General features: G+C 65.2%; 19 protein-coding genes and 1 tRNA gene. 17 read left to right on the top strand and 3 right to left on the bottom strand.

Annotated elements, in window-relative coordinates:
* Nucleotides 1-83 precede the first annotated feature (83 nt).
* On the bottom strand, nucleotides 84-818 hold the full coding sequence (minC, locus tag HNO79_RS01340; RefSeq protein ID WP_048856194.1) for a septum site-determining protein MinC: 735 nt from the start codon (nucleotides 816-818) through the stop codon (nucleotides 84-86).
* Between the two features lie 167 nt (nucleotides 819-985).
* Here minC and fzlA point away from each other — a divergent pair, with 167 nt between their 5' ends.
* The 7 genes from fzlA (at nucleotide 986) to HNO79_RS01305 (ending at nucleotide 10,036) form a co-directional block, all read left to right on the top strand.
* The gene (fzlA, locus tag HNO79_RS01335; protein WP_010513925.1) at nucleotides 986-1,654 is read left to right on the top strand and encodes an FtsZ-binding protein FzlA; all 669 of its coding nucleotides are present in this window, start codon (nucleotides 986-988) and stop codon (nucleotides 1,652-1,654) included.
* Between the two features lie 4 nt (nucleotides 1,655-1,658).
* A complete protein-coding gene (locus tag HNO79_RS01330; protein WP_010513924.1) occupies nucleotides 1,659-2,891 on the top strand; it encodes a BaiN/RdsA family NAD(P)/FAD-dependent oxidoreductase in 1,233 nt (410 codons plus the stop codon).
* On the top strand, nucleotides 2,891-4,267 hold the full coding sequence (locus HNO79_RS01325; protein WP_244987390.1) for an MBOAT family O-acyltransferase: 1,377 nt from the start codon (nucleotides 2,891-2,893) through the stop codon (nucleotides 4,265-4,267). The genes HNO79_RS01330 and HNO79_RS01325 overlap by 1 nt, the downstream gene beginning before the upstream one ends.
* 123 nt (nucleotides 4,268-4,390) lie before the next feature.
* Nucleotides 4,391-5,779 carry a replication-associated recombination protein A gene (locus HNO79_RS01320; RefSeq protein ID WP_214164290.1) on the top strand — a complete coding sequence of 463 codons (1,389 nt, stop codon included), beginning with the start codon at nucleotides 4,391-4,393 and terminating at the stop codon, nucleotides 5,777-5,779.
* Nucleotides 5,776-6,753, top strand: a complete 978-nt coding sequence (locus HNO79_RS01315; RefSeq protein WP_214164291.1) for an RluA family pseudouridine synthase — start codon at nucleotides 5,776-5,778, stop codon at nucleotides 6,751-6,753. Before HNO79_RS01320 ends, HNO79_RS01315 begins: the two co-directional genes overlap by 4 nt.
* 32 nt (nucleotides 6,754-6,785) lie before the next feature.
* Entirely contained in the window at nucleotides 6,786-9,266 is a 2,481-nt protein-coding gene (locus tag HNO79_RS01310) for an AsmA family protein (RefSeq protein WP_214164292.1), read from the top strand.
* A complete protein-coding gene (locus tag HNO79_RS01305) occupies nucleotides 9,263-10,036 on the top strand; it encodes an ATP12 family chaperone protein (RefSeq protein ID WP_200410424.1) in 774 nt (257 codons plus the stop codon). The genes HNO79_RS01310 and HNO79_RS01305 overlap by 4 nt, the downstream gene beginning before the upstream one ends.
* Nucleotides 10,037-10,142: 106 nt before the next feature.
* On the opposite strand, the gene ispF is transcribed toward HNO79_RS01305, so the two are convergent.
* Entirely contained in the window at nucleotides 10,143-11,312 is a 1,170-nt protein-coding gene (gene ispF, locus HNO79_RS01300) for a 2-C-methyl-D-erythritol 2,4-cyclodiphosphate synthase (RefSeq protein ID WP_029329383.1), read from the bottom strand.
* A 238-nt stretch (nucleotides 11,313-11,550) separates the two neighbouring features.
* Between ispF and dusB the strand changes: the two genes are divergently transcribed.
* The 8 genes from dusB to HNO79_RS01260 all read left to right on the top strand — a co-directional run bounded on the left by dusB (nucleotide 11,551) and on the right by HNO79_RS01260 (nucleotide 21,554).
* Nucleotides 11,551-12,612, top strand: a complete 1,062-nt coding sequence (gene dusB / locus HNO79_RS01295; protein ID WP_010513916.1) for a tRNA dihydrouridine synthase DusB — start codon at nucleotides 11,551-11,553, stop codon at nucleotides 12,610-12,612.
* Between the two features lie 2 nt (nucleotides 12,613-12,614).
* Nucleotides 12,615-13,754 (top strand): two-component system sensor histidine kinase NtrB, encoded by a 1,140-nt coding sequence (locus tag HNO79_RS01290; RefSeq protein WP_214164293.1) that lies wholly within the window; start codon nucleotides 12,615-12,617, stop codon nucleotides 13,752-13,754.
* 34 nt (nucleotides 13,755-13,788) lie between these two features.
* Nucleotides 13,789-15,237: a nitrogen regulation protein NR(I) gene (ntrC, locus tag HNO79_RS01285; protein ID WP_010513912.1), complete on the top strand. Its 1,449-nt coding sequence runs from the start codon at nucleotides 13,789-13,791 to the stop codon at nucleotides 15,235-15,237.
* On the top strand, nucleotides 15,234-17,501 hold the full coding sequence (locus tag HNO79_RS01280) for a sensor histidine kinase NtrY-like (RefSeq protein ID WP_010513911.1): 2,268 nt from the start codon (nucleotides 15,234-15,236) through the stop codon (nucleotides 17,499-17,501). The genes ntrC and HNO79_RS01280 overlap by 4 nt, the downstream gene beginning before the upstream one ends.
* Complete coding sequence (gene ntrX / locus HNO79_RS01275) at nucleotides 17,491-18,882, top strand: nitrogen assimilation response regulator NtrX (RefSeq protein ID WP_010513910.1); 1,392 nt, start codon at nucleotides 17,491-17,493, stop codon at nucleotides 18,880-18,882. Before HNO79_RS01280 ends, ntrX begins: the two co-directional genes overlap by 11 nt.
* A 125-nt stretch (nucleotides 18,883-19,007) precedes the next feature.
* Nucleotides 19,008-19,292 (top strand): RNA chaperone Hfq, encoded by a 285-nt coding sequence (hfq, locus tag HNO79_RS01270; protein ID WP_039735503.1) that lies wholly within the window; start codon nucleotides 19,008-19,010, stop codon nucleotides 19,290-19,292.
* Nucleotides 19,289-20,599 (top strand): GTPase HflX, encoded by a 1,311-nt coding sequence (gene hflX, locus HNO79_RS01265; protein WP_010513907.1) that lies wholly within the window; start codon nucleotides 19,289-19,291, stop codon nucleotides 20,597-20,599. Before hfq ends, hflX begins: the two co-directional genes overlap by 4 nt.
* Before the next feature lie 115 nt (nucleotides 20,600-20,714).
* Nucleotides 20,715-21,554: an inositol monophosphatase family protein gene (locus HNO79_RS01260; RefSeq protein WP_048856201.1), complete on the top strand. Its 840-nt coding sequence runs from the start codon at nucleotides 20,715-20,717 to the stop codon at nucleotides 21,552-21,554.
* A gap of 108 nt (nucleotides 21,555-21,662) precedes the next feature.
* Here HNO79_RS01260 and mazG read toward each other — a convergent pair whose 3' ends face one another.
* Nucleotides 21,663-22,457 (bottom strand): nucleoside triphosphate pyrophosphohydrolase, encoded by a 795-nt coding sequence (gene mazG, locus HNO79_RS01255; RefSeq protein ID WP_200410426.1) that lies wholly within the window; start codon nucleotides 22,455-22,457, stop codon nucleotides 21,663-21,665.
* A gap of 97 nt (nucleotides 22,458-22,554) precedes the next feature.
* On the opposite strand from mazG, the gene argC reads away from it, so the two are divergent.
* Entirely contained in the window at nucleotides 22,555-23,490 is a 936-nt protein-coding gene (gene argC, locus HNO79_RS01250) for an N-acetyl-gamma-glutamyl-phosphate reductase (RefSeq protein ID WP_110507011.1), read from the top strand.
* A 74-nt stretch (nucleotides 23,491-23,564) separates the two neighbouring features.
* Nucleotides 23,565-23,648 (top strand) — tRNA-Leu (locus HNO79_RS01245).
* The last annotated feature ends 35 nt before the right edge of the window (nucleotides 23,649-23,683 follow it).

The raw sequence follows: 23,683 nt of genomic DNA, 5'->3' as shown, positions 1-23,683 counted from the left end.
GTTTTCTTGTTCATGACCTGATGGATACGGTTGGATGGGTTGGCACGCGTAAGAAGCGCGACGGGGGACTGGAGAAGGCCTGCCTAGCTTTTACGCCCTGAAAAGGCAGGCGGCACAAGCGGCTGGACCACAAGTGTGTCATTACTGAGGATGATTTGCGCGGGTTTTTCAACGTAGCGCGGATCAATTTCCTCAGCCGTAATGTAATAACCGTCAATGGCCAGCAGTTCCGCCTGCATGGAATGGGCGAATATGCGGGCGTCGGGCTGTCCGTTCATGCCGGCTATGGCGCGGCCACGCAGCGGACCATAGACATGGATCGACCCGCCCGCCGTCACTTCTGCCCCGGACCCGACCGAACCCACGATGATGATGTCGCCATCGGGGTTCATGATGACCTGCCCCGAGCGGATGGGCTGTTCGATGATCATGGAGGAAGCGCGTGGCGGCTGTGGCTGCACGGGGGTGGCATCATCGGGGATCTCGACCGCGCCGGACGCCCGGCCGCCCATGAAGCCTGCGGGCCAGTCCCATGCTGCGCAGGCGGGCCACGAGGCATCGCCGCCTTCTATGCCGATAATGCGGATGCCGCGCGCGCGCAGGGCCGGATACAGGTCGGCCAGCCCCTCGGTCGTGGCATCCAGCAGGGACAGGTCCAGAATGACCGGCTTGCCCGCGAAAAACGTGCTTGAGCGTGCGATCTGCGCATCCAGCCCCGCCAGCCAGTCGGCCAGAACGGGTTCGGGGGACAGCACCAGGGCAAGGAACGACCGGCCGCGTGCGCGGATTTTCGGTGTGGGACGCAGTTCGTCTGGCAACGTTATCCTGTCCTGTGTGGTGAATGGGGCGTGTTGTTTCCAGCTACCTTGCCATGCCGGAACTGTCGAGGGGAGGATGCCTTATTCATCCGTCATGCATCCATACTTTTTCATGCCTGCGTACTGAGGGCTTGGCGAAGGGCGGGACAATGCAATAAAGCGGGATCATGCGCATCCTGTACCATCTTCCCCTTTCGCCCTATTCCCGCAAGGTTCGCCTCGTGCTGGGGGAAAAGCGGCTGCCGTTCGAACTCAAGACCGAGCGTGTGTGGGAACGCCGCCCGGAATACCTTGACCGCAACCCTGCCGGCACGGTGCCCATGCTACAGGAAAGCAACGGGCTGTGCATTCCCGATTCGTGGGTCATCTGCGAATATCTGGAGGAAGCCTATCCCGACACGCCCCTGCTTGGCCGCACGCTGGCCGAACGGGTGGAGGTACGCAGGCTGGTGGTGTGGTTCGATGAGAAATTCGGCAGCGAGGTATCGCGCAACCTGCTTAATGAAAAGGTGATGAAGCGCATTTCGGGTAAGGGCAACCCCGATGGCGCGGCCCTGCGTGCGGGGTATGCGCATATCCGCACTCACCTGTCCTATATCGACTGGCTGGCGGAAACGCGGCAGTGGCTGGCGGGGAACATGCTGTCCATGGCGGATTTTGCCGCCGCCGCCCACCTGTCCTGCCTTGATTTCCTTGATGACGTGGACTGGTCGCGCGCCCCCGCGGCCAAGGACTGGTATGCCCGCGTCAAGAGCCGTCCCTGCTTTCGCGCCCTGCTGCAGGACCGCATGACCGGCTTTAACCCGCCCGCCCATTACGCGGATCTGGATTTCTAGGGATATGACTGCACGGACTGCCGGTTTCACCACCATCGTGCTGGGCGCGGGGGCGGCGGGCCTTATGGCGGCGGCAACGGCGGGGCAGGCAGGCGCACGCGTGCTGGTGCTGGACCATGGGCCCCATGTGGGCCGCAAGATCCTGATTTCCGGCGGCGGGCGGTGCAATTTCACCAATATGGACACCGGGGCAGGGCAGTTCCTGTCGGCCAACCCGCATTTCGCCAAATCGGCGCTGGCGCGGTACACGCCTGCTGATTTCCTCGCCCTTGTGCAGCGGCATCGCATCCCGTGGCATGAAAAGGCGGCGGGTCAGCTGTTCTGTGACCGCTCGGCGCGGGATATCGTGGACATGTTGCGGCGTGAATGTGCGGCAGGACAGGTGGACGTGCGCGTGTCGCACCGGATCATCGACGTGACGCGCGACGGGGCGGGGCAGTACCGGGTGGAAACGGACCACGGCATCTTCCATGCCCCCAACCTGATCGTCGCGACCGGCGGGCTGTCCATTCCCAAGCTGGGGGCGACGGGACTGGCCCACGACATCGCGCGCCGGTTCGGACTGCGTATCGTCGCACCAGCACCCGCGCTGGTGCCGCTGACATTTGGCGCGCAGGACCGCGAATGGATGGAACCGCTGGCCGGGCTGTCGGTCACGGTGGGCATTACCTGCCATGAAGGGGAGGGACGGCAGGCGCGGCAGGCCACCTTCCGTGACGGCATGGTCTTTACCCACCGTGGCCTGTCCGGTCCCGCCATCCTGCAGGCCTCGTCCTACTGGCAGCCGGGGCAGGTGCTGGACATCGACCTGCTGCCCGGCATCGACGCCGGCCGTCGCCTGCTGGAGATCAAGCGTGACCGCCCGCGCGCGGGCGGCGTGGCCATGCTGTCCATGCTGCTGCCGCAGCGTCTGGCCCAGCTTATGGCGCAGGCCCACCTGCCTGACGGGCAGCTGGCGGGCATGCCCGATGCGCTGCTGGCCAATGTCGGGCGTATCCTGTCGGGCTGGCGGCTCAACCCGCATGGCACCGAAGGCTACGTGAAGGCCGAGGTCACGCGTGGCGGGGTGGATACGGACTGCCTGTCGTCGCGCGACATGCAGGCGCGTGACGTGCCTGGCCTGTTCATGGTGGGTGAAGCGGTGGACGTAACCGGCTGGCTGGGTGGTTACAATTTCCAGTGGGCCTGGGCCAGCGGGCATGCGGCGGGGCAGGCGGTGGCGGAACGCGGCGGCTGATGCTGTTTGCGTCGCAGTCGTTCCTGATTGTTTTCCTGCCGCTGGTTCTTGGACTGTACTACGCCGTGGGCGACAGCCGGGCCGCGCGACAGGGTGTGATCATCGCAGCCTCGGTGCTGTTCTACGGGTTGTGGGACTGGCGGTTTGTGCCGTTTCTGCTGGCAATGGTCGGGTTCAGTCAGACGGTCGCCATCATGTGGGGGCGGACACGCCGGCGCATCTGGCTGCGCGTGGGGATCGTGGGCAATCTTGCCGTGCTGTTCGGCTTCAAATATGCCGACTGGCTGGTGGGCTGTGTCCTGCGCTGGTCGGGGCGGGAGCATGCAGCGTGGCCCATCGTGCTGCCGCTGGGGCTGTCGTTTTTCGTGTTCCAGAAAATCTCCTACCTTGTCGATCTGGGACGGGGGCAGGCGCGGGTGTACCGGCTGGCGGATTTCATGGAATTCGTCACGTTCTTCCCGCAGATGGTGGCAGGACCCATCGTGCGGCATAACGAACTGGTCCCGCAGTTCGACCGCAGCCCGCGCAATGCCGCGATGTGGGAAAATCTTGGCTGTGGCGGGCTGCTGCTGCTGGTGGGGCTGGGCAAGAAGGTGGGGCTGGCCGATACGCTGGGTGGCCTGTGCGCCCCGGTGTTTGACGCGGCCCATGCGGGCCATGTGCCGGGCATGGGGGCGGCGTGGCTGGCGGCGGTGGCCTACATGCTGCAGATCTATTTCGATTTTTCGGGTTATTCCGACATGGCCATCGGCATGGCGCTGATGATGGGGATTCGCCTGCCCTTCAATTTCAACGCGCCCTATATGGCGGTGTCGGTACGCGATTTCTGGCGGCGGTGGCACATGACGCTGTCGCGTTTCCTGCGCGATTACATCTATATCCCGTTGGGCGGGAACCGCTGCGCGCCGGTGCGGCAGGCGGCCAATGTCATGGTAACCATGGAACTGGCGGGTGTGTGGCATGGGGCCGGGTGGAATTTTGCCCTGTGGGGCCTGCTGCATGGCGCGGCACTGGCGGCAGCCCATGCGTGGGACCGGGCGGGCCGGGCCATGCCGCGCTCATGCGCGTACGTGCTGACCATGGGGTTCGTGCTTGTGACATGGGTGGTGTTCCGCGCGGCCGACCTTGCCACGGCGGGGCGGATGCTGGGGGCCATGGCGGGGCTGCATGGCATGGGCGCGACGGCCATCCACCACCCGGTCGTGCTGGGGCTGGCGGTGGTGGTGGCGGTAATGGGACCGTCATCGCAGCAGATGATACTGGACCGCGTGCGTCCTGCGCCATGGGTGGCGGTGGCGGCAGGTATCGCCTTCGTGCTGCTGGTGTTCCTGATCGGCGGGCGGCCGCCGGAACCTTTCATCTATTTCCAGTTCTGACATCGCGTGTCTTTGCCGTATGGGGCATGTATTGTGCTGCCGGCACTGGTATTGAAGCGCAACACTTCCCAAATCCAGCAATGGTCCGTCACACGGGACCGCTATGATGACAGGCAGGGGTATATGGCAGGCAGGCGTGACAGTATGGAGAATGGCCCGGCGGACCTGTTCGGCGCGCCCCCGCCGCAGCAGGACAGGCGGAACCCGGTCCCGTTTCCTGCCCATGAACCCAAGGCCCCGCCACGTACCCAGCCACTGGCCGACCGGTTGCGCCCCGCAACCCTGGATGATGTGGTGGGACAGGATCACCTGCTGGGGCCGCAGGGCAGCCTGCGGCAGATGCTGGCGCGTGGCTCGCTGGCCAGCCTGATCCTGTGGGGCGGTCCGGGCGTTGGCAAGACCACCATCGCCCGCCTGCTGGCCGATGCGGCGGGCCTGCGCTTCGTGCAGCTTTCAGCGGTGTTTTCCGGCGTGGCCGACCTCAAACGCGCGTTCGAGGACGCCCGGCGTACCAGTGCGAATGGCGGTGGCACGTTGCTGTTCGTGGATGAAATCCATCGCTTCAACCGCGCGCAGCAGGACGGTTTCCTGCCGGTGGTGGAAGATGGCACCGTGGTTCTGGTGGGGGCCACGACGGAAAACCCGTCCTTTGCGCTGAACAGCGCGCTGCTGTCACGGTGCCAGGTGCTGGTGCTGCACCGGCTGGATGATGCGGCGATGGAAAAGCTGCTGGAACGCGCGGAACTTGCGACTGGTACGGCCCTGCCGCTGACACCCGAGGCCCGCGCCACGCTGCGTGCCATGGCCGATGGGGACGGGCGCTACCTGCTGAACATGGTCGAGCAGCTTCTGGCCCTGCCACCGCAGAAGGCGGCACTGGACCCTGCTGCCCTGTCCAGCCTGCTGGCGCGGCGCGCGGCGCTGTATGACAAGGACCGCGAGGAACATTACAACCTGATTTCCGCGCTGCATAAGTCCATGCGCGGCTCGGACCCGGATGCGGCGCTGTACTGGTTCGCCCGTATGCTGGAAGGCGGCGAGGATCCACGCTACATCGCCCGCCGCCTGACCCGCTTCGCCGCGGAGGACGTGGGCATGGCCGACCCGCAGGCCCTGCCGCTGGCGGTGGCGGCGTGGGAAACGTTCGAGCGGCTTGGCTCTCCAGAGGGGGAACTGGCGCTGGCGCAGCTTGTGGTGCATCTGGCCACCGCCCCCAAGTCCAACGCGGTATACAAGGGCTACAACATGGCCCGCCGGGCAGCGCGCGCCACCGGCAGCCTGATGCCGCCGGCCCATATCCTCAACGCGCCCACCACGCTCATGAAGGATATCGGCTACGGCAAGGGGTACGAATATGACCATGATACGGAGGGGGGAATTTCGGGGCAGAACTACTTCCCCGATGGCATGCGCCGCCCGAAACTGTACCAGCCCACCGGGCGTGGATATGAACGTGAAGTGGCGCGACGGCTGGACAGTTGGAACAGAGTGCGCGAAAGCCGTGGGTCATGAGTGTCGTTACCCTTACCGTCAGTGATGACGAAGCCGATATCCGCCTCGACCGCTGGTTCCGCAGGCATTACCCCCATCTGACGCAGGGGGCGTTGCAGAAGCTGTGCCGCACGGGACAGGTGCGCGTGGATGGCAGGCGCGCCACCGCTGCCACCCGCCTTGCGCCGGGGCAGGCGGTGCGCGTGCCGCCCATACCCAATGCCAGCCGCCCGCCGCCGCTGGCCGTCAAGCCGCTGGATGAGCGGCAGGTCCGTGAAATCAACAGGATGGCCGTCTATCGTGATGACCACGTGATCGTGCTGAACAAACCCGCAGGCATCGCGGTGCAGGGCGGGCCGGGCATCACGCATCATATCGACGCGCTGCTGGACGGGTTGCGGGAAAACCCCGATGATCCGCGTCCGCGCCTGGTCCACCGTATCGACCGTGACACGTCCGGCCTGCTGCTGGTCGCGCGCACGCCCGGTGTCGCGGCCAAGCTGGCGGCGGCGTTCCGCGGGCGGGATGTGCACAAGGTCTACTGGGCCGTGGTCGTGGGCCGTCCCAGCCCGGCCACGGGCATCATCGACCAGCCCCTGACCAAGCTGGGGGCTGGCGCAGGCGCGATCAGCGTCGTGGCCGAACGCGGGGATGCGGATGCGGTGCATGCCCTGTCGGAATATGAAGTGCTGGATGCCGCGGGGCGCAAGCTGTCGTGGCTGGCGCTTTCGCCGCTGACGGGACGCACCCATCAGCTGCGCGTGCATTGTGAGGCACTGGGCAACCCCATACTGGGCGACCCGAAATATGGCGGTGACATAGCTCATGTCACGGGGTTTACGGATAAGCTACACCTGCATGCCCGCAGGCTGGAACTGCCGCACCCGGCAGGTGGCACGCTGGTGGTCGAGGCGGACCTGCCCCCCCACATGCGTGAGACGTTCCGGCAGATCGGTTTTGTCGCACCCGCCACGGCGCAGCCCCGCCGCAGCTAACGCGGCCAGAATGGTACAGGACAGGAATTGACATGGCACACAACGGAAATGGACGGCGCATCCTTCTCGGCTCCGTCGCGGCGCTGGTGGTGATCGCGGGCGGGGCGGGGCTTGCGGTCAAGTCCATGCTGGACCCGGATGCGCTGCGCACGAAAGCCATTGCCGCGATCGAAAAGCAGACCGGACGCAAGGTGCGCATGGGCGCGCTGGAACTGCATGTCCTGCCCAGCCTGTCCCTGTCTGTCAGTGATGTCGGGCTGTCGGACATGGCCGGTGGTGCCTATACCGACATGGTAACGGCGGACAGCCTGCAGGCCAGCATGGGGCTTATGGCGCTGCTGCACCATGAAATCCGCCTGGAGAACCTGAAGCTGGTCCACCCTGTCGTCCATCTGGAGCGTACGGACAGGGGTGAGGCCAACTGGCGCCTGTCGCCCACCGGCGCACAGGCCACGGCCACGCCCGAAGGTGGTGCCACGCAGGCCGCGTCCGACTGGAAGGTGCAGATCGGCAGCATCCGCATAACCAATGCCGATCTTGACTGGGACGACCGGATGTCGGGCAGCCGGGGCAAGGTGGTGCTGGACCATATCAACCTGTCGGATGTTGATGGCGCGAAGCCCGAAATTGATGTGGCGGGTCATAACGACAGCGGCAGCTTTACGCTGGCCGGGCATACCGGGGCGATCAACCTGACATCCACCGCGCGCGCCAGCTGGCCGGTTGCGCTGCAGGCGGCATTCAGGGCTGGCGGGCAGCAGGTGGGGCAACTGGCGGTGGATGGCACCGTGGCTGATCCCGACCATATGAAGGGCTACAATATCAAACTGGATGGCAATATCGCCAGCCTGAAGGCGATCGAGGCTTTCGTGCCGGGGATGAGCCTGCCTGACGTGCGCCGCCTGTCGCTGAAAGCCAATGTGGTGGACGGTAGTGCCGCGGACAAGGCAGGCAGCACGCCGCTGCTCAATTCCCTGCATCTGGATACGGGCGCGGTTGACGCGGGACAGTACCTGTCCGGCCTGACGCTGCAGGGGCTGTCGGTTGACGCGCCGGGGCCCAAGGACGCCGTGACCATCCGCAGTCAGGGTGCATGGCAGGGGCAGGGGCTGAAGCTGTCCGGCACGCTGGGATCACTGCAGCAGGTGGAACAGGCGGCGCTGTCGCATCTGGCCGATCCACTGCCGCTGTCGCTGGACATGTCGGGTGATCCGGGCAGCCTGCGTATCGCGGGCACGCTGGGCGGGTCGCGCGCGGTGGTGAATGTCAACGCGTCCGCAGGCAGGCTGCCGCTGCCCAATGGCGCGGTGATCGACCATCTGGACGCCTCGACCCATCTGGTCAGCGAGGATAACGGCGCGCATTTCCAGCTTTCGGATATTGTGGTCAAGAGCACGCAGGTCTCCCTCAAGGGGGCGCTGGACCTGTCGGTTCACGGTGGGCATGCGGGCGTACCGCTGGTCAGTGGCGCGCTTGATGCAAGCTGGGTCAATGCCGATGCCCTGATGGGCAACGCCACTGCCGGCAAGGCCGACGCCAGCACCACCACGCCTGCGAATGCCAGGGACAGCAATGACGCGCTGCCGTTTGACCGGCTGCGCAAGCTGGATGCAGACCTGCGCCTGACCGCGGCGCAGCTGGAATTCGAAGGCGATGAATACCACAACGCCCTGAGCCATATCAGCCTGCGCAACGGGCTGCTGAAGGTTGACCCGCTACAGGCCGAAGGCACGGGCCGCCGCGTATCGGGACAGTTTGAGGTCGATGCATCGGGCAGCGTGCCCACCGTATCGGGCAAGATCGGCACGCTGGTGCTGCCGGCGACATGGCTGGAAAGCAAGGCGGGTCTGTCCAACATGGTGCAGGGGGCGCTGCAGGTTGTCGGTGAAGTGCGTTCGCAGGGGAATACCGCGGCCGAACTGCGTACCGGCATGACCGGACACCTTGGCGTGTCCATGGTCAACGGAACGGTCAGCGGCAGTGCGCTGGGTGAACTGCTGGGGGATGCGGCGCGCGGCGCGCTGGGCTCCGGCCCGATCGCACTGCGCTGCTTTGGCCTGCACATGAGCATGGCCGACAGGCAGGCGAATGTTGACACCATTGGCGTGCAGACCAATGCGCTGACCGTGACCGGCAAAGGCACGGTGGGCATGGCCTCGCAGGCGCTGGACCTGCATCTGGTGCCGCAGGTCATGATCAGCGGGACAGGGGCCAGCGTGCCGCTGCGCGTGGGGGGCACGCTGTCCGCACCGCGCCCGAAAATGGATGGCGGCGCGGATGGCCGCTATGCCATCGGCCTGCTGCTGGGTGGATCGAAGAGCAATGCGGTGGCCGATCCGTGCCCCGCAACCCTGAAGGCCGCGCGTGAGGGACAGGCAGGCCCCGAACCCACGACGGCAGCACCCAAGGCGCAGTCGTCCGGTGGTGCAGCAGGTCTGCTGGGCAATTCCAAGGCCTCGCCGGATGTGAACAAGGCGGCGGGCCTGCTGAAGGGGCTGGGCATCCTGAAATGACACAGGATAATGCGATGAAGGACGGGGTGCGTCCGCCCACGCCCCAAACGCCTGGCAGGCGCAGGCGGTTCTGGACGCTGGCCGCCGCCCGCCCGGCGGAGGGGGGATTCTGTGTCGAGCTTGACGGGCGGGGCATCCGCCTGCCCGGTGGCACGCCGTTATGTGTGACGTCACGGGCGCTGGCTGGCGCGATTGCCGATGAATGGGCGCATGCCGGTGGGGAAAAGGGCGGTGATTTTACCCCCGACGACCTGCCGATGACACGCATAACCGGCACCATGATCGAACGCGTCGCCCCCGATCCGTCGGCGCAGGTTACGGCCCTGCTGCAGTATGTGGATGGAGAACTGCTGTGCTATCGCGCGGATCATCCGGCACTGCTGTGCGCACGGCAGAAGGCGGAATGGGATCCGCAGCTTGCGTGGCTGCAGGCGCGCTACGGCATTGCCATGGCGGTGACGCAGGGCATCATGCCCCTGTCGCAATCGCAGGCGGTACAGGTGGCATGGCAGGGCATACTGGACAAAATGGATAACGCCACGCTTGCGGCACTGGGCGTGATGGTGCCTGCCATGAAAAGCATCGTGCTGGGGCTTGCGGTCGTGACGGGCGCGCTGTCGGCGGCGAAGGCGGCTGAAGTCGCATCCGTGGATGAACGCACCCAGATGGACATATGGGGCAGGGATGACAAACAGGCTGAAAGCCTGCGCCTGCTGGCGCTGGAGGTCGCGGACGCATCGCGTTTCCTGCGCCTGTGCCACATGACCTGAGACGCATCACATCTGTTGAGAACAGATAAAGGCTTCACCAGAAACTTTGTGCGGAATGCAAAACGGCCCGGTGTGACACCGGGCCGTTTTTTTTTGTCTCAGGCGATCAGGGCACCAGCACCGTGGCGCTGGCCAGGCAGGCAATGCCTTCCTCGCGCCCGGTAAAGCCAAGGCGTTCGGACGTGGTGGCCTTGACCGAGATGCGGTCGACATCAACCTTCAGCAGGTCGGCCAGACGGGCACGCATCGCTTCCGAATGGGGACCGATCTTGGGACGTTCACAGATCAGCGTCACGTCGGCATTGACCAGCATGCCACCACGCAGGCGGATGCGTTCGCCCGCATGCACCAGGAAGCGTGCGCTGTCGGCGTCCTTCCATTCATTCTGGCTGGGCGGGAAATGGCGGCCGATGTCACCTTCGGCCAGCGCGCCGTAAATGGCGTCGCACAGGGCATGGATGCCCACATCCGCATCCGAATGGCCCGCAAGGCCACGCGTATGGGGCACGTTGATGCCGCACATGATCAGGGGCCGGTTTTCGGCAAAGGCATGTACGTCGTAGCCCATCCCGGTGCGCGGCAGCAGGGTCGGGCCGATCAGGCGTTCCAGGCGCACCAGATCCTCCTTGTAGGTCAGTTTGATGTTGTCTTCCGAACCGGGAACGATGGCTACGTGATGTCCCGCCTGTTCCAGCAGGGCAGCGTCATCGGTGGCGTCCGCCGCATCGGCCGCGCGGTGCAGGTCGCGCAGCAGCGCAAAACGGAACCCCTGTGGCGTCTGGGCGCGGAACAGGTCGGTGCGGGGCACGGTATCGGTAATGATGCCGTCCTTCGCGCGCTTGATGGTATCGGCCACCGGCACGGCGGGAATGACGCCCGCATGCTGTTCCAGTGCCGCGATCACGCCCTGCGTCACGTCGGCGGGCACATAGGGACGCGCACCGTCATGGATCAGCACCAGGTCGGGCCGCCGTTCTTCGGGCAGGCGGTCGAGGGCTTCCAGCCCCGCGCTGACGCTGGCCTGTCGCGTGGCCCCGCCCGGTACGACCGGTAGGACCGTGCAGCCGGCGGGGGCGAACCCCTCCAGCGCACCGGTCAGCAGGGCGGGATCGCCCACGGGCTGGATCATGCCGACATGAGGGGCAAGGGCATCCGCCGCATGACGGATGACGGGCCGCCCGCCGAGCGTGACATACTGCTTGGCGAGGGGTGTCGCGGTCTGGGCGCTGTACCGGCTGCCCTGGCCCGCGGCGAGAAGGATGGCTGCAACACGCATGATGCGGAGCAATGCGGCCATGTGGCCCGCGCGTCAAGCACTGAGCGTCGGGAACAGTCCCGCGCGGGGCGGGGGACACGCAGTAAAATGTTTCCCGAATGCACCGAACCTGATTGCACGGGGCGACGGGAGAGGGTATTCTGCCTAAATCATAAGCATTATTGATGGATATTGTAGCCGGCATGCCTTTCTGCCGCCATCGGGCGCGGCTGGGGTTTTCGGCGGGGAAGCGTGGTTCATGTCGTCTCAGCTGCTGTCACCCATTGATCTGGGGGGGGGGGTCGTCCTTAAGGCACCTGTCATCCTGGCGCCCATGGCCGGGGTGACCGACCTGCCGTTTCGCAGGCTGGCGCGCAGGCTGGGCGCGGGACTGGTCGTGTCCGAAATGATCGCGTCATGGGCCATGATCCGGGAAAATGAAAATACCCTGCGCATGGCCGAAGTGGCGGATGATGGCCCCAATTCCGTACAGCTTGCCGGTTGCGACCCCGACGCCATGGGGCAGGCCGCGCGGATCGCGGTCGATCGCGGGGCGGATATCATCGACATCAATTTCGGCTGTCCGGTGAAAAAGGTGGCGGTGGGCCAGCTTGCCGGTTCAGCCCTCATGCGTGACGAGGTACAGGCCGGCCGCCTGCTGGAAGGCGTGGTGCGCGCGGTGGATGTGCCGGTCACGCTGAAAATGCGCATGGGCTGGGACCATAACAGCCTGAACGCCCCCACGCTTGCGCGGATTGCACAGGAATCGGGCATACGCATGGTGACGGTCCACGGCCGCACCCGTCAGCAGTTCTATAACGGCACGGCTGACTGGTATTTCGTGCGCAACGTGGTGGATGCGGTGGACCTGCCGGTGATCGTCAATGGCGACATCCTGACGGTGGAAGATGCCCGGGTGGCACTCGAACGCTCCGGCGCGCGGGGCGTCATGATCGGGCGCGGCTGTTATGGCCGCCCGTGGTTCCTGGCACAGGTGGCGCGCGCGCTCATGCATGGAGAACACGTGCCCGAGCCTGATCTTGTGGCGGAAAAGGCCATCGTGCTGGAGCATTACGGCATGATGATCGACCATTTCGGCGCGCATCCCGGCCTGCGCCTGGCGCGCAAGCATGTGTCGTGGTACTCGGCTGGCCTGCCGGATTCCGCAGGCTTCCGTGCCGCCGTCAACCGTGTCGATACGGTGGATGCCGCGATTGGCATGATCAACGAATTCTATGACCGCCAGATTGCGGCGGGCAATGTACGCGGGCCGCGCCCGTCCACCGTGGGAGCGGAAAGGGCCGCAGCACAGGCGGCATGAAGATGGGCCCGCTTTCCCCCATGCCCCATGTGCCGTGTGCGCCCGATAACGTGACGGGCAACGGGCGTGTGATCCTCGACTCGCTGGCGCTGCCGGTCATGATCGTGCGGGCGGATAACGCCATCGGGTATGTCAACAGCGCCGCGGAACCGTTTTTCGGCATGTCGCGCGCGCATCTGGTGCAGATGCGCCTGACGGACATCCTGCCCGGTGACAGCCCGCTTTTCCTGCTGATGGAACAGGTCCGCGCGCAGGACCATACGGTGGTCGAGCACGAGGTCACGCTGGACAGTCCCCGCCTGCGCCATGATGGCGTGACGGTGCAGGGCGCACCGGTCATGGAAGAGCCCGGTTCGGTCGCGCTGACATTCCATGATTTTTCCGCCGTCCGCGTGTTGGACCGGCAGCTGACCTTCCGCTCCGCCGCCCGCAGTGTCGCGGGCATGGCGGCCATCCTCGCCCATGAGGTCAAGAACCCGCTTTCCGGTATCCGGGGCGCGGCACAGCTGCTGGAAACATCGGTCGGCGAAGCCGACCGGGAACTGGCGGTGCTGATCCAGGACGAGGTCAACCGCATCCGGGACCTCGTGGACCGGATGGACATGTTCAGCGACCGGCCGATTGAACGCAGGCCCGTCAACATCCACCGCGTGCTGGAACATGTGCGCCGGCTGGCGCAGCAGGGCTTTGCCGCCGATATCCGCTTTCACGAAGTGTATGACCCTTCGCTTCCGCCGGTATGGGGAAACCGCGACCAGCTGGTGCAGGTGCTGCTCAACCTCGTGAAGAACGCGGCCGAGGCCCTGCACACCAATCCCGATGATGCGGCGCCGCCCGAAATCACGCTGACCACCAGCTACCGTCCCGGCATATGGGTTTCCACCGGGGCGGGCAGCCAGCGCGTGCAGCTGCCGCTGCTGGTGTCGGTGCGCGATAACGGGCCGGGTATTCCTGAAAACATCCGGCCGCACCTGTTCGAGCCCTTCCTGACAACCAAGACCACGGGCAGTGGGCTGGGGCTGGCGCTTGCCGGCAAGATTGTGGGGGACCACGGCGGCGTGATCGAGGTGGAAAGCCAGCCCGGTCGCACCGAGGTCCTGCTGCACCTGCCTGTCGTGACCGAGGGCCGGGACACGCCCTGATGTTCCCCCACTGGACCTGAGAGATTTATAGCGTATGTCGCTGCCGACCATTCTTGTTGCCGATGATGACCGCTCCATCCGCACTGTGCTGAGCCAGGCGCTGGGGCGTGGGGGCTACCAGGTCCGCACCACCGGCCAGGCGTCCACCCTGTGGCAGTGGGTGGAGGAGGGCGAGGGCGACCTTGTCATCACCGATGTCGTCATGCCCGATGAAAACGGGCTGGACCTGATCCCGCGCATCCGCCGTATCCGCCCTGATCTGCGCGTGGTGGTCATGAGCGCGCAGTCCACCCTGATGACAGCCGTCAAGGCGACCCAGCGCGGCGCGTTCGAGTACCTGCCCAAGCCGTTTGACCTCAAGGAAGTGCTGGCGGTGGTTGCCCGCGCGCTGGCGACCCCTGCCACCCCGGTGCAGCCGCTGGCGCCCCCGCAGCCAGACGAACAGATGTCGCTGATAGGGCGTTCGGTGGTGATGCAGGACATCTACCGCATCATCGCCCGCCTGACGACATCGGACCTGACGGTGATGATCAACGGGGAAAGCGGCACCGGCAAGGAACTGGTGGCGCGTGCCCTGCATGAATACGGGCGCAGGCGGACGGGGCCGTTCGTGGCCATCAACATGGCCGCCATCCCGCGCAACCTGATCGAAAGCGAACTGTTCGGGCATGAACGCGGCGCCTTTACCGGGGCGACCAGCCGTGTCGCCGGGCGGTTTGAACAGGCGGCTGGCGGTACGCTGTTCCTTGATGAAATCGGCGACATGCCGCCAGAAGCCCAGACGCGCCTGCTGCGCGTGCTGCAGGACGGGGAATTCACCACCGTGGGTGGCACCGTGCCGATCCGCGCCAATGTGCGCATCATCGCCGCGACCCACCGGGACCTGCGGCAGGCGATCCGCGCGGGCACCTTCCGCGAGGATCTGTACTACCGCCTGAACGTGGTGCCCATGCGCCTGCCGCCTCTGCGTGAACGGGTGGAGGATATTCCCCTGCTGGCGCGGCATTTCCTGAATGAAAACGCCGAGGGCGCAGGCAGCGTGCGCGTGCTGGATGACGAGGCGATGGCCCAGCTTCAGGCCTATCGCTGGCCGGGCAACGTGCGCGAACTGGAAAACCTCATGCGGCGCATCACGGCGCTGCATCCGCAGGAAAGCATTGGCGCGGACATCATCGCCGCCGAACTGGCGGAAACCAGCAGCGTTGCGGCACAGGGTGAAGGCGGCAGCGGGGCGGCCGAGACGCTGGCCGAGGCGGTGGAGCGGCATCTGCGCCGCTTCCTGTCATCGGGGCAGGACGGCATGCCGCTGAGCGATATTTATGACAAGGTGATTGCCGAGGTCGAACGCCCGCTGATCACCATGACGCTGGCGGCCACGCGCGGCAACCAGATCCGGGCCGCGGCCATGCTGGGGCTGAACCGAAACACGCTGCGCAAGAAGATCCGGGACCTGGACATTCCGGTGGTCCGCGGCGGCGCATGACCATGAACGCGACACAACGCTCCAGCGTGGCGTACCGGCTGGCCCGGCGGGTGCTGGACATGCTGGTGCGGCGCAATGTGGCGCTGGTTCTGGTGCTGCTGGCGCTGGTTCTGGGGGTCGCGACATTCGTGGTGCTGTCGGGTGGCAAGTCGCTGGCCCATCACCCGCAGCTTCAGGCGCTGGTCTTCATCCTGAACTTCCTCGTGCTGCTGCTGCTGGCAACCTCGCTTACGGAAAAGATCGGGCGGGTCCTGGCCGAACGGCGCAGCGGGCTGGCGGGGGCGCGGCTGCATGTACGGCTGGTCACGCTGTTTGGCATTGTCGCGGTGGCGCCCACCATCGTGGTGGGCACGTTTGCCGCCGTCTTCTTCCATTACGGTATCCAGATCTGGTTCAGCGACCGGGTGAACACCGCCCTGAACGAGGCGCTGGAGACATCGCGTGGCTACCTGCAGGAACATAACGCCAATATCCGTACGGAAGCGTTCTCGCTGGCCAATTACCTTGTCAGTGCGCAGAACGGGCTGTCGGGGTCGGGGGGCGACCTTCTGCATGACCCGGATGCGCTGTCGCAGGTGCTGGATTCACAGGCCACGCTGCGCGGGCTGGATGTGGCGGTGGTGTATGATCCGTTCACCAATACCGTCGTCGCCTCGGGCGGGCTCATGGGGCGGACGGCCAACCGCAAGGACCTGCCGCCGCCTGCCGCCACCCTCATGGCGCGCACGAACGAAATCGCGATCCTTGATTCCCCCGATGAAAAGACTGTCCGCGCCGTCGTGACACTGGGCGATACGCCGTCGCTCATGCTCATGATCGAGCGTCCGGTGGACCCCGACATCCTCGAACACATGCATCGTACCGAACAGGTGGTGGCCGATTACCAGCGCCTGAATGGCAACCGTGCCAAGATCCAGTTCACCTTCGTGCTGATCTTCGCCCTGGTGGCCGTGCTGGTACTGGGGGCGGCGATCCTGATCGGGCTTATGCTGGCCAACCAGATCGTGCGCCCGCTGGGACTGCTGATCCTTGCATCCGAACGGGTCAGCAAGGGCAACCTGGACAGCAACGTGCCCGAGGGCGAGCGTGATGACGAGGTCTCCAGCCTGTCGCGCGCCTTCAACCGCATGACCACCCAGCTTGCAACCCAGCGCGCGGAACTGGTCAACGCCACCAACCAGATCAACGAACGCCGCAGGTTTACCGAAGCCGTGCTGTCCGGCGTGTCCGCAGGTGTGATCGGGCTGGATTCGCATGGCATGATCGAACTGCCCAACCGCGCCGCCAGCGTGCTGCTGCAGCGTGACATGTCGGCATGCGTGGGACAGTCGCTGACGGATGTGGTGCCGGAACTGGGTACCATGCTGGGGCGCATCGCGCAGGAAAAGGGGCGCGAACTGACCGGCGAGGTGCAGGTGCTGGCCGGTGGGCGCGCGTGTACCCTGCTGGTGCGAATCGGCGCGGAAATGCAGAGTACCGTGACCGGCGATTTCGCAGATGGCTACGTTGTGACGTTTGATGACATAACAGCCCTGCAGGTCGCGCAGCGCAAGGCGGCCTGGGCCGATGTCGCCCGCCGCATCGCGCATGAGATCAAGAACCCGCTGACCCCCATCCAGCTTGCGGCCGAACGGCTCAAGCGGCGTTTCCTGCGGGAAATATCATCCGATCCCGACACGTTCGTGCAGTGCGTGGACACCATTATCCGCCACGTGGGTGACATCGGGCGTATGGTCGACGAATTTTCCGCCTTCGCGCGCATGCCGCAGCCTGTGATGCGGATGGAGGATCTGTCGCGCATCGTGCGCGAGGCGCTGATCCTGCAGCGCAATGCCCATCCGGAAATCCGCTATGAGGTCAACCTGCCGGACCGGGGGCCGCTGGTGAAATGTGACCGCAGGCTGGTGGGGCAGGCACTGACCAACCTGCTGCAGAATGCGGCGGATGCGATCGCCATGCGACCGGACCCGGGCACGAGTGGCGGGGATGGCGTGATCGGCACGATCCGTATTACATTGACCCGGCATGACCCGGATGTCGTCCTGAGCGTTGAGGATGACGGCATCGGGTTGCCGGTGGAGGATCGTGCCCGTTTGACCGAGCCATATGTGACCCACAAGCCCAAGGGAACCGGACTTGGCCTTGCGATCGTCAAGAAGATTCTTGAGGATCATGGCGGTAGCATCGGGCTTGCGGATCGCGCCGGGAGCAGGGGAGCTGTGTCGACATTGATTTTGCCGATAAAGGACGACCATGGGGCATGAAATCCTGATCGTCGATGACGAGCCGGATATACGGCTCCTTATCGAAGGTATTCTGGCTGATGAGGGATACGAGACGCGGCTGGCGGCGGATTCCGATTCCGCCATTGCAGCCTTCCGGGAACGTCGGCCTTCGCTGGTGGTGCTTGATGTATGGCTGCAGGGGTCACGGCTGGACGGGCTGGGGATCCTGAATGTCCTGCATAAGGAGGAGCCGTCCATCCCGGTCATCATGATATCGGGGCACGGCACGATCGAGACCGCCGTCGCCGCCCTGCAGCACGGCGCGTACGACTTTATCGAAAAACCGTTCCAGGCAGATCGCCTGCTGGTTGTTGTGCGTCGTGCGCTGGAGGCGTCGCGTCTGGCGCGCGAAAATGCGGAACTGCGCCTGCGCGCGGGGTCCGGCACCGTGCTGGAGGGGCGTAGTGCTGCGATTACCGCCGTGCGCAACCAGATCGACCGCGTGGCGCCCACCGGGTCGCGCGTACTGATTTCGGGGGCGGCAGGCACTGGCAAGGAAGTGGCGGCGCGGATGATCCACGCCAGTTCCCGCCGGGCGGAAGGGCCGTTCATCGCGCTGAACTGCGCGACCCTTGCCCCGGGTCGGTTCGAGGAGGAACTATTCGGCATCGAAGGGGGCGAGGACGGCGCCGGTCGCCGCACCGGCGTGCTGGAACGCGCCCATGGCGGCACGCTGGTGCTGGACGAAGTGTCGGACATGCCGCTGGAAACGCAGGGCAAGATCGTGCGCGCGCTGCAGGACCAGACGTTTGAACGCCTTGGCGGTGCGCGACGGGTCAAGGTGGATGTGCGCGTGCTGGCCACCACCAACCGCGACCTGCAGGCCGAAATTGCGCTGGGGCGCTTCCGCGAGGATCTGTACTACCGCCTTGCGGTCGTGCCGCTGCGTATTCCCAGCCTGCGTGAACGGCGCGAGGACATACCCGAACTGGCGCGCATGTTCCTTGACCGCGCGGCAGAAAACGCGGGGCTGCCGCTGCGCGAACTGTCGGGAGACGCGATTGCCGCATTGCAGAGCTATGAATGGCCGGGCAACGTGCGCGAACTGCGCAACCTGATGGAGCGCCTTCTGATCATGATGCCGGGCAACAGTTCGGACCCGATCCGTGCCGACATGCTGCCATCCACCGTGGGCGAAGGCGCACCCGCGCTGCTGAAGTTCGATTCTGACGAGGATGTGATGAGCCTGCCGTTAAGGGAGGCCCGCGACCTGTTCGAAACCCAGTACCTGCAGGCGCAGCTGCTGCGTTTCGGGGGGAACATCAGCCGTACCGCGGGGTTTGTGGGGATGGAGCGCAGCGCGCTGCACCGCAAGCTCAAGCAGCTTGGCGTGACATCCGAGGACCGCAATGCGGGATGAGCTTTTGCCCACCTGGCACATGACTGCTAGACAACGAACTGTGATACGGACGGTGGCAACGCCGTAGCATGACACGCGACTGTGCCGTGTGATTCCGCCCAACAAGCAACAAGTAAGGCCCTGCCGTGGCAAAAGAACCTTCACAGAATGTCCAGGACGTGTTTCTCAACCACGTCCGCCGGTCGAAAACGCCGGTTACCATTTTCCTCGTCAATGGCGTCAAGCTGCAGGGAATCATTACCTGGTTTGACAACTTCTCCGTCCTGCTGCGGCGCGACGGGCATACGCAGCTTGTGTACAAGCATGCGATCAGCACCGTCATGCCCGCGACGCCCGTCAGCCTGTTCGAACCCCCGGCCGAAGCCGAGGGCACAGAGGAGCGTGCACCCACGGATGGCAGCCCGTCGTGACGGCGGGGCTGCCTTCCTCCGCCACCCGCGCCGCCGTCATCCTGCCGTGGGAACGCCCCGACCGGCATGATGATGCCCGCGCGGCCGAAGCCCGGCTGGAAGAAGCGGTGGGTCTTGCCGCGTCCATCGGGCTGGTGGTGGTCTGTCAGGCGGTGCTGCTGCTGCGTGCGCGCAGGCCCGCGACCCTGCTGGGTGGCGGGCAGGTGGATTCGCTCAAGGAAACGGTCAAGGCGGACAACATCACCGTTGTCATCATCGATTCCCGCCTGACGCCGGTGCAGCAGCGTAACCTTGAACGCGCGCTGGGTTGCAAGGTGATCGACCGGACCGCGCTGATCCTTGATATCTTCGGTGAACGCGCCGCCACGCGTGAAGGCACGCTGCAGGTCGAACTCGCGCATCTGGAATACCAGCGCAGCCGTCTTGTGCGGACATGGACCCATCTTGAACGCCAGCGTGGCGGCTTCGGCTTCCTTGGCGGTCCCGGTGAAACCCAGATCGAGGCCGACCGCCGCATGATCGGCGACCGGATCGTGCGTCTCAAGCGTGAACTCGAACAGGTCCGTCGCACCCGTGGTCTGCACCGGCAGGCCCGCAGGCGGGTGCCGTTCCCCATTGTGGCGCTGGTTGGTTATACCAATGCGGGCAAGTCCACCCTGTTCAACGCCTTGACCGGGGCCAGCGTGTATGCGCAGGATCAGCTTTTCGCAACGCTGGACCCCACCATGCGCGGTATCCAGCTGCCATCGGGGCGGCGGGTGATCCTGTCGGATACGGTGGGGTTCATCAGCGACCTGCCGACCGAACTGATCGCCGCCTTCCGCGCGACGCTGGAAGAAGTGGCGGAAGCCGACATCATCCTTCATGTGCGTGATGTCTCGCATCCCGACAGCGCATCGCAGCGCACTGACGTGATTGAGGTGCTGGAGGGCATGGCCCGCAATGGTACGATCGAGCAGGACTGGCAGTCCCGCGTGATCGAGGTGCTGAACAAGGCCGACCTCGTGGGCGGACGTGACGCGGTGGGCGCACGACCGGGCAACGTGGTCATTTCCGCCATTACCGGCGATGGCCTGCCCGACCTGCTGGCCGCGATTGACGAACGCATGACGCGGGCGATGGAAGTCGCCGCCTATCGCGTGCCGCTGGCCGAAGGGGCCGCGATGGCGTGGCTGTATGAACATGGCGAGGTCACGCAGCGCGAGGATGGGGAAGACGGGGTAGAGATGACCGTCCGCCTGTCCCCCGCCAACCGCGCGCGGTTCGAGATGCAGTTCGGCCGTGTCGTGACCTGCCTGCAGGATTAGGCCGGAGACTGGTGCGCTGACTGTCCTGTGACCGCGGGCGGGGTGGAAAACATCTCCCTGCGGGCGCATGGATAGGCACCGGTAAACGACTGACATGCATGGCGGAGGGACAGCAATGACGGCACGGATCACACTGGCGGACATGCACAAGGTGGTGGATATGATGCGCGGCGCGGCATCGCGCCATGTCATGCCGTCCTTCCGCTGTCTGGACCGTGCCGACATCCGCAGCAAGAGCGGCCCGCTGGATATCGTGACCGTGGCCGATGAAGCCACTGAACGCGACCTGACCGCGGCCCTGCGCGCCGCATGGCCCACCGCACTGGTGCTGGGGGAAGAAGCGGTGGCGGCCGATCCCGCCCTGCTGGACGGTCTGGCGACGGCCGACCTTGCTTTCGTGATCGATCCCATTGACGGCACAGCCAATTATGCAGCGGGCGTGCCACTGTTTGGCGTCATGGTTTCCGTCGTGGCACGGGGGGACGTGGTTGGCGGGGCGATTGTTGACCCGGTCTGTGATGTCGCTGTGCTGGCCGCGCGCGGGCAGGGGGCATGGCTGAACGATCGTGGCGGGGTCGAGCGCAGGCTGAATGTGGCTGCCCCCGTTGCGGCGCGGGACATGTCGGGCAATGCGTCATGGCGTTACCTGCCGGCCCCCATGCGCGACGTGGTGACGCATAACCTGCCCAAGGTGGCGGGATCATGGGATTTCCGGTGTGCCGCGCATGAATACCTGATGCTGGTTGACGGGCGGTGTCACTTCCTGCTGTTCAACCGCACCATGCCATGGGACCATCTGGCAGGGTGGCTGATCCATGCGGAGGCCGGGGGCTATAGCGCCCATTTTGATGGCACTCCCTACCGTGTCACGGATCGTAGCGGCGGCCTTCTGTATGCGCCAGACAGGGCAAGCTGGCAGGCGTTGCGTGACCTGCTGTTGACCCCCGCTGCATAAAAAACCCGGAAACGTTCATGGGTGCCGCATTTTTTCAAAACGGCGGCGTTCCCTGAAAGCTTTCTGCAAAAATCTTTACCAGAAACGCCTGAATGGTTTGCGCGGGTTTCAGTCCTGTGGCTGTGCCGCGCGTTCACGGCGTTTGACGGCCTGCCAGCCTTCTTCCATGGTTCTGACATCCACATCCGTCAGTGCAAGGCCACGGGCGGCGAGATCGTGCTCGACCGCAGTGAAGCGGCGGGTGAACTTGGCGTTGGCCTGGCGCAGGCAGGCTTCGGGATCCATGTCCAGCTTGCGCGCAAGGGTTGCCAGCGTGAACAGCACATCGCCGAGTTCATCGAATATCTTCGCCCGGTCGCCGCTTTCCAGTTCGACCTTCAGTTCATCAAGTTCCTCATCCACCTTCGCCGCGACCTCGCCTACCGTGTCCCAGTCGAAACCGGTACGGGCCGCGCGTGCGGACAGCTTGCGCGCGCGCAGCAGCGCGGGCAGACCCACCGGCACGTCATCCAGCGTGCCGCCCCTGTTGCGGGCCAGCCGTTCCTGCGCCTTGCCGGTTTCCCACTGGCCTGCCTCGGCCGGGGCATTGCCGAATACGTGCGGATGGCGGCGGACCATCTTGTCGCCAATCATGCGGGCCACGGTGGCGAAATCGAACATGCCTTTTTCATCGGCCATCTGCGCGTGATAGACGACCTGCAGCAGAAGGTCGCCCAGTTCATCGGGCAGGCTGTCCCAGTCTTCGCGGGCGATGGTGTCCGCGACTTCATATGCTTCCTCAATGCTGTAAGGTGCGATGGAGGCGAAATCCTGCTCCCGGTCCCATGGACAGCCGGTCTGCGGGTCGCGCAGGCGGGCCATGATGTCCAGCAGGCGTTGCAGGGCGGACGGGGCATCGTGCATGGGTGCGGTTTCCTGCCAGTTCGTATTGCGGTCGGGCACAGGTTTTGTATAGATCGCCCATCCCCGTGCGGGAAGTTTTTATCAGGACACACCGAACATGAGCAGCAGTGGACAGCCAACGGTCTTTATTGATGGCGAAGCGGGCACGACGGGACTGGGCATTCGCAACCGCCTGCGGCACCTGCCCGTAACACTGCGTTCCATTGATCCCGAACGCCGCAAGGACCCCGATGCCCGACGGGAAATGATGGCGGCGGTCGATATCGTCATTCTGTGCCTGCCGGATGCTGCGGCAAGGGAAGCAGTGGCCATGGCAGATGCCATGGGCAGCGATGCGCCGCGCATACTCGATGCCAGCACCGCGTTTCGCACAGATCCGGCATGGGTTTACGGCTTTCCCGAAATGGATGCAGCCCAGCCCGCCGCCATCCGCGCTGCCGCGCGCGTGTCCAATCCCGGCTGTTACCCCACCGGGCTGATTGGCCTGCTGCGCCCGCTGGTGCGGGCAGGGCTTGTCCCGGCGGATTACCCCGTCTGCGTAAATGCCGTCAGTGGCTATAGCGGTGGTGGCCGCAGCATGATCGAGGCGCATGAGCGTGATGGCGGTCCGGCGTTCGAACTGTACGGGCTGGGCCTTGGGCACAAGCACATGCCGGAAATGACGCTGTATGCCGGTCTGGCGCAGCCGCCGGTTTTCGTGCCATCGGTCGGGCACTTCCCGCAGGGGATGATCGTGTCCGTGCCGCTGCATCTGGACCGCCTGCCCGGTCGGGTGGGCATTGCGGACCTGCATGCCGCCCTGAGCGCGCATTACAGGGGATCGGACCGCATTACGGTGGCTGAACCGTGCGCGAAACTGCTGGCGGATACGCTGGCGGGCACTGACCGGATGGAACTGCGCGTGCATGGAAACGACGCGCTGCGGCAGGTCGTACTGACTGCGCGGCTGGACAATCTGGGCAAGGGTGCGTCGGGCGCGGCACTGCAGAATGTGGCGCTGATGCTTGGGCTGGAACCGCCGCCGCCCGTGTGATATAGCGGGTCCGCAAGACGTCCCTGGACTGATTGCCGTGGCATTCCGTCCCGCACAGGGCGGGCTGCCTGTATGCGAGAGTGACGGAACGGTAGACGTAGTCGACTCAAAATCGACCGCCGAAAGGCATGGGGGTTCGAATCCCCCCTCTCGCACCAGTCTGGCGCACCGCCCGGTGTTGCTGTCCCTTTGC

The organism is Komagataeibacter oboediens (assembly GCF_018491655.1).
GTDB lineage: Bacteria > Pseudomonadota > Alphaproteobacteria > Acetobacterales > Acetobacteraceae > Komagataeibacter > Komagataeibacter oboediens.
Note: the sequence above shows the minus strand (reverse complement) of the source record. Positions and strands in the feature narration are given on the sequence as shown.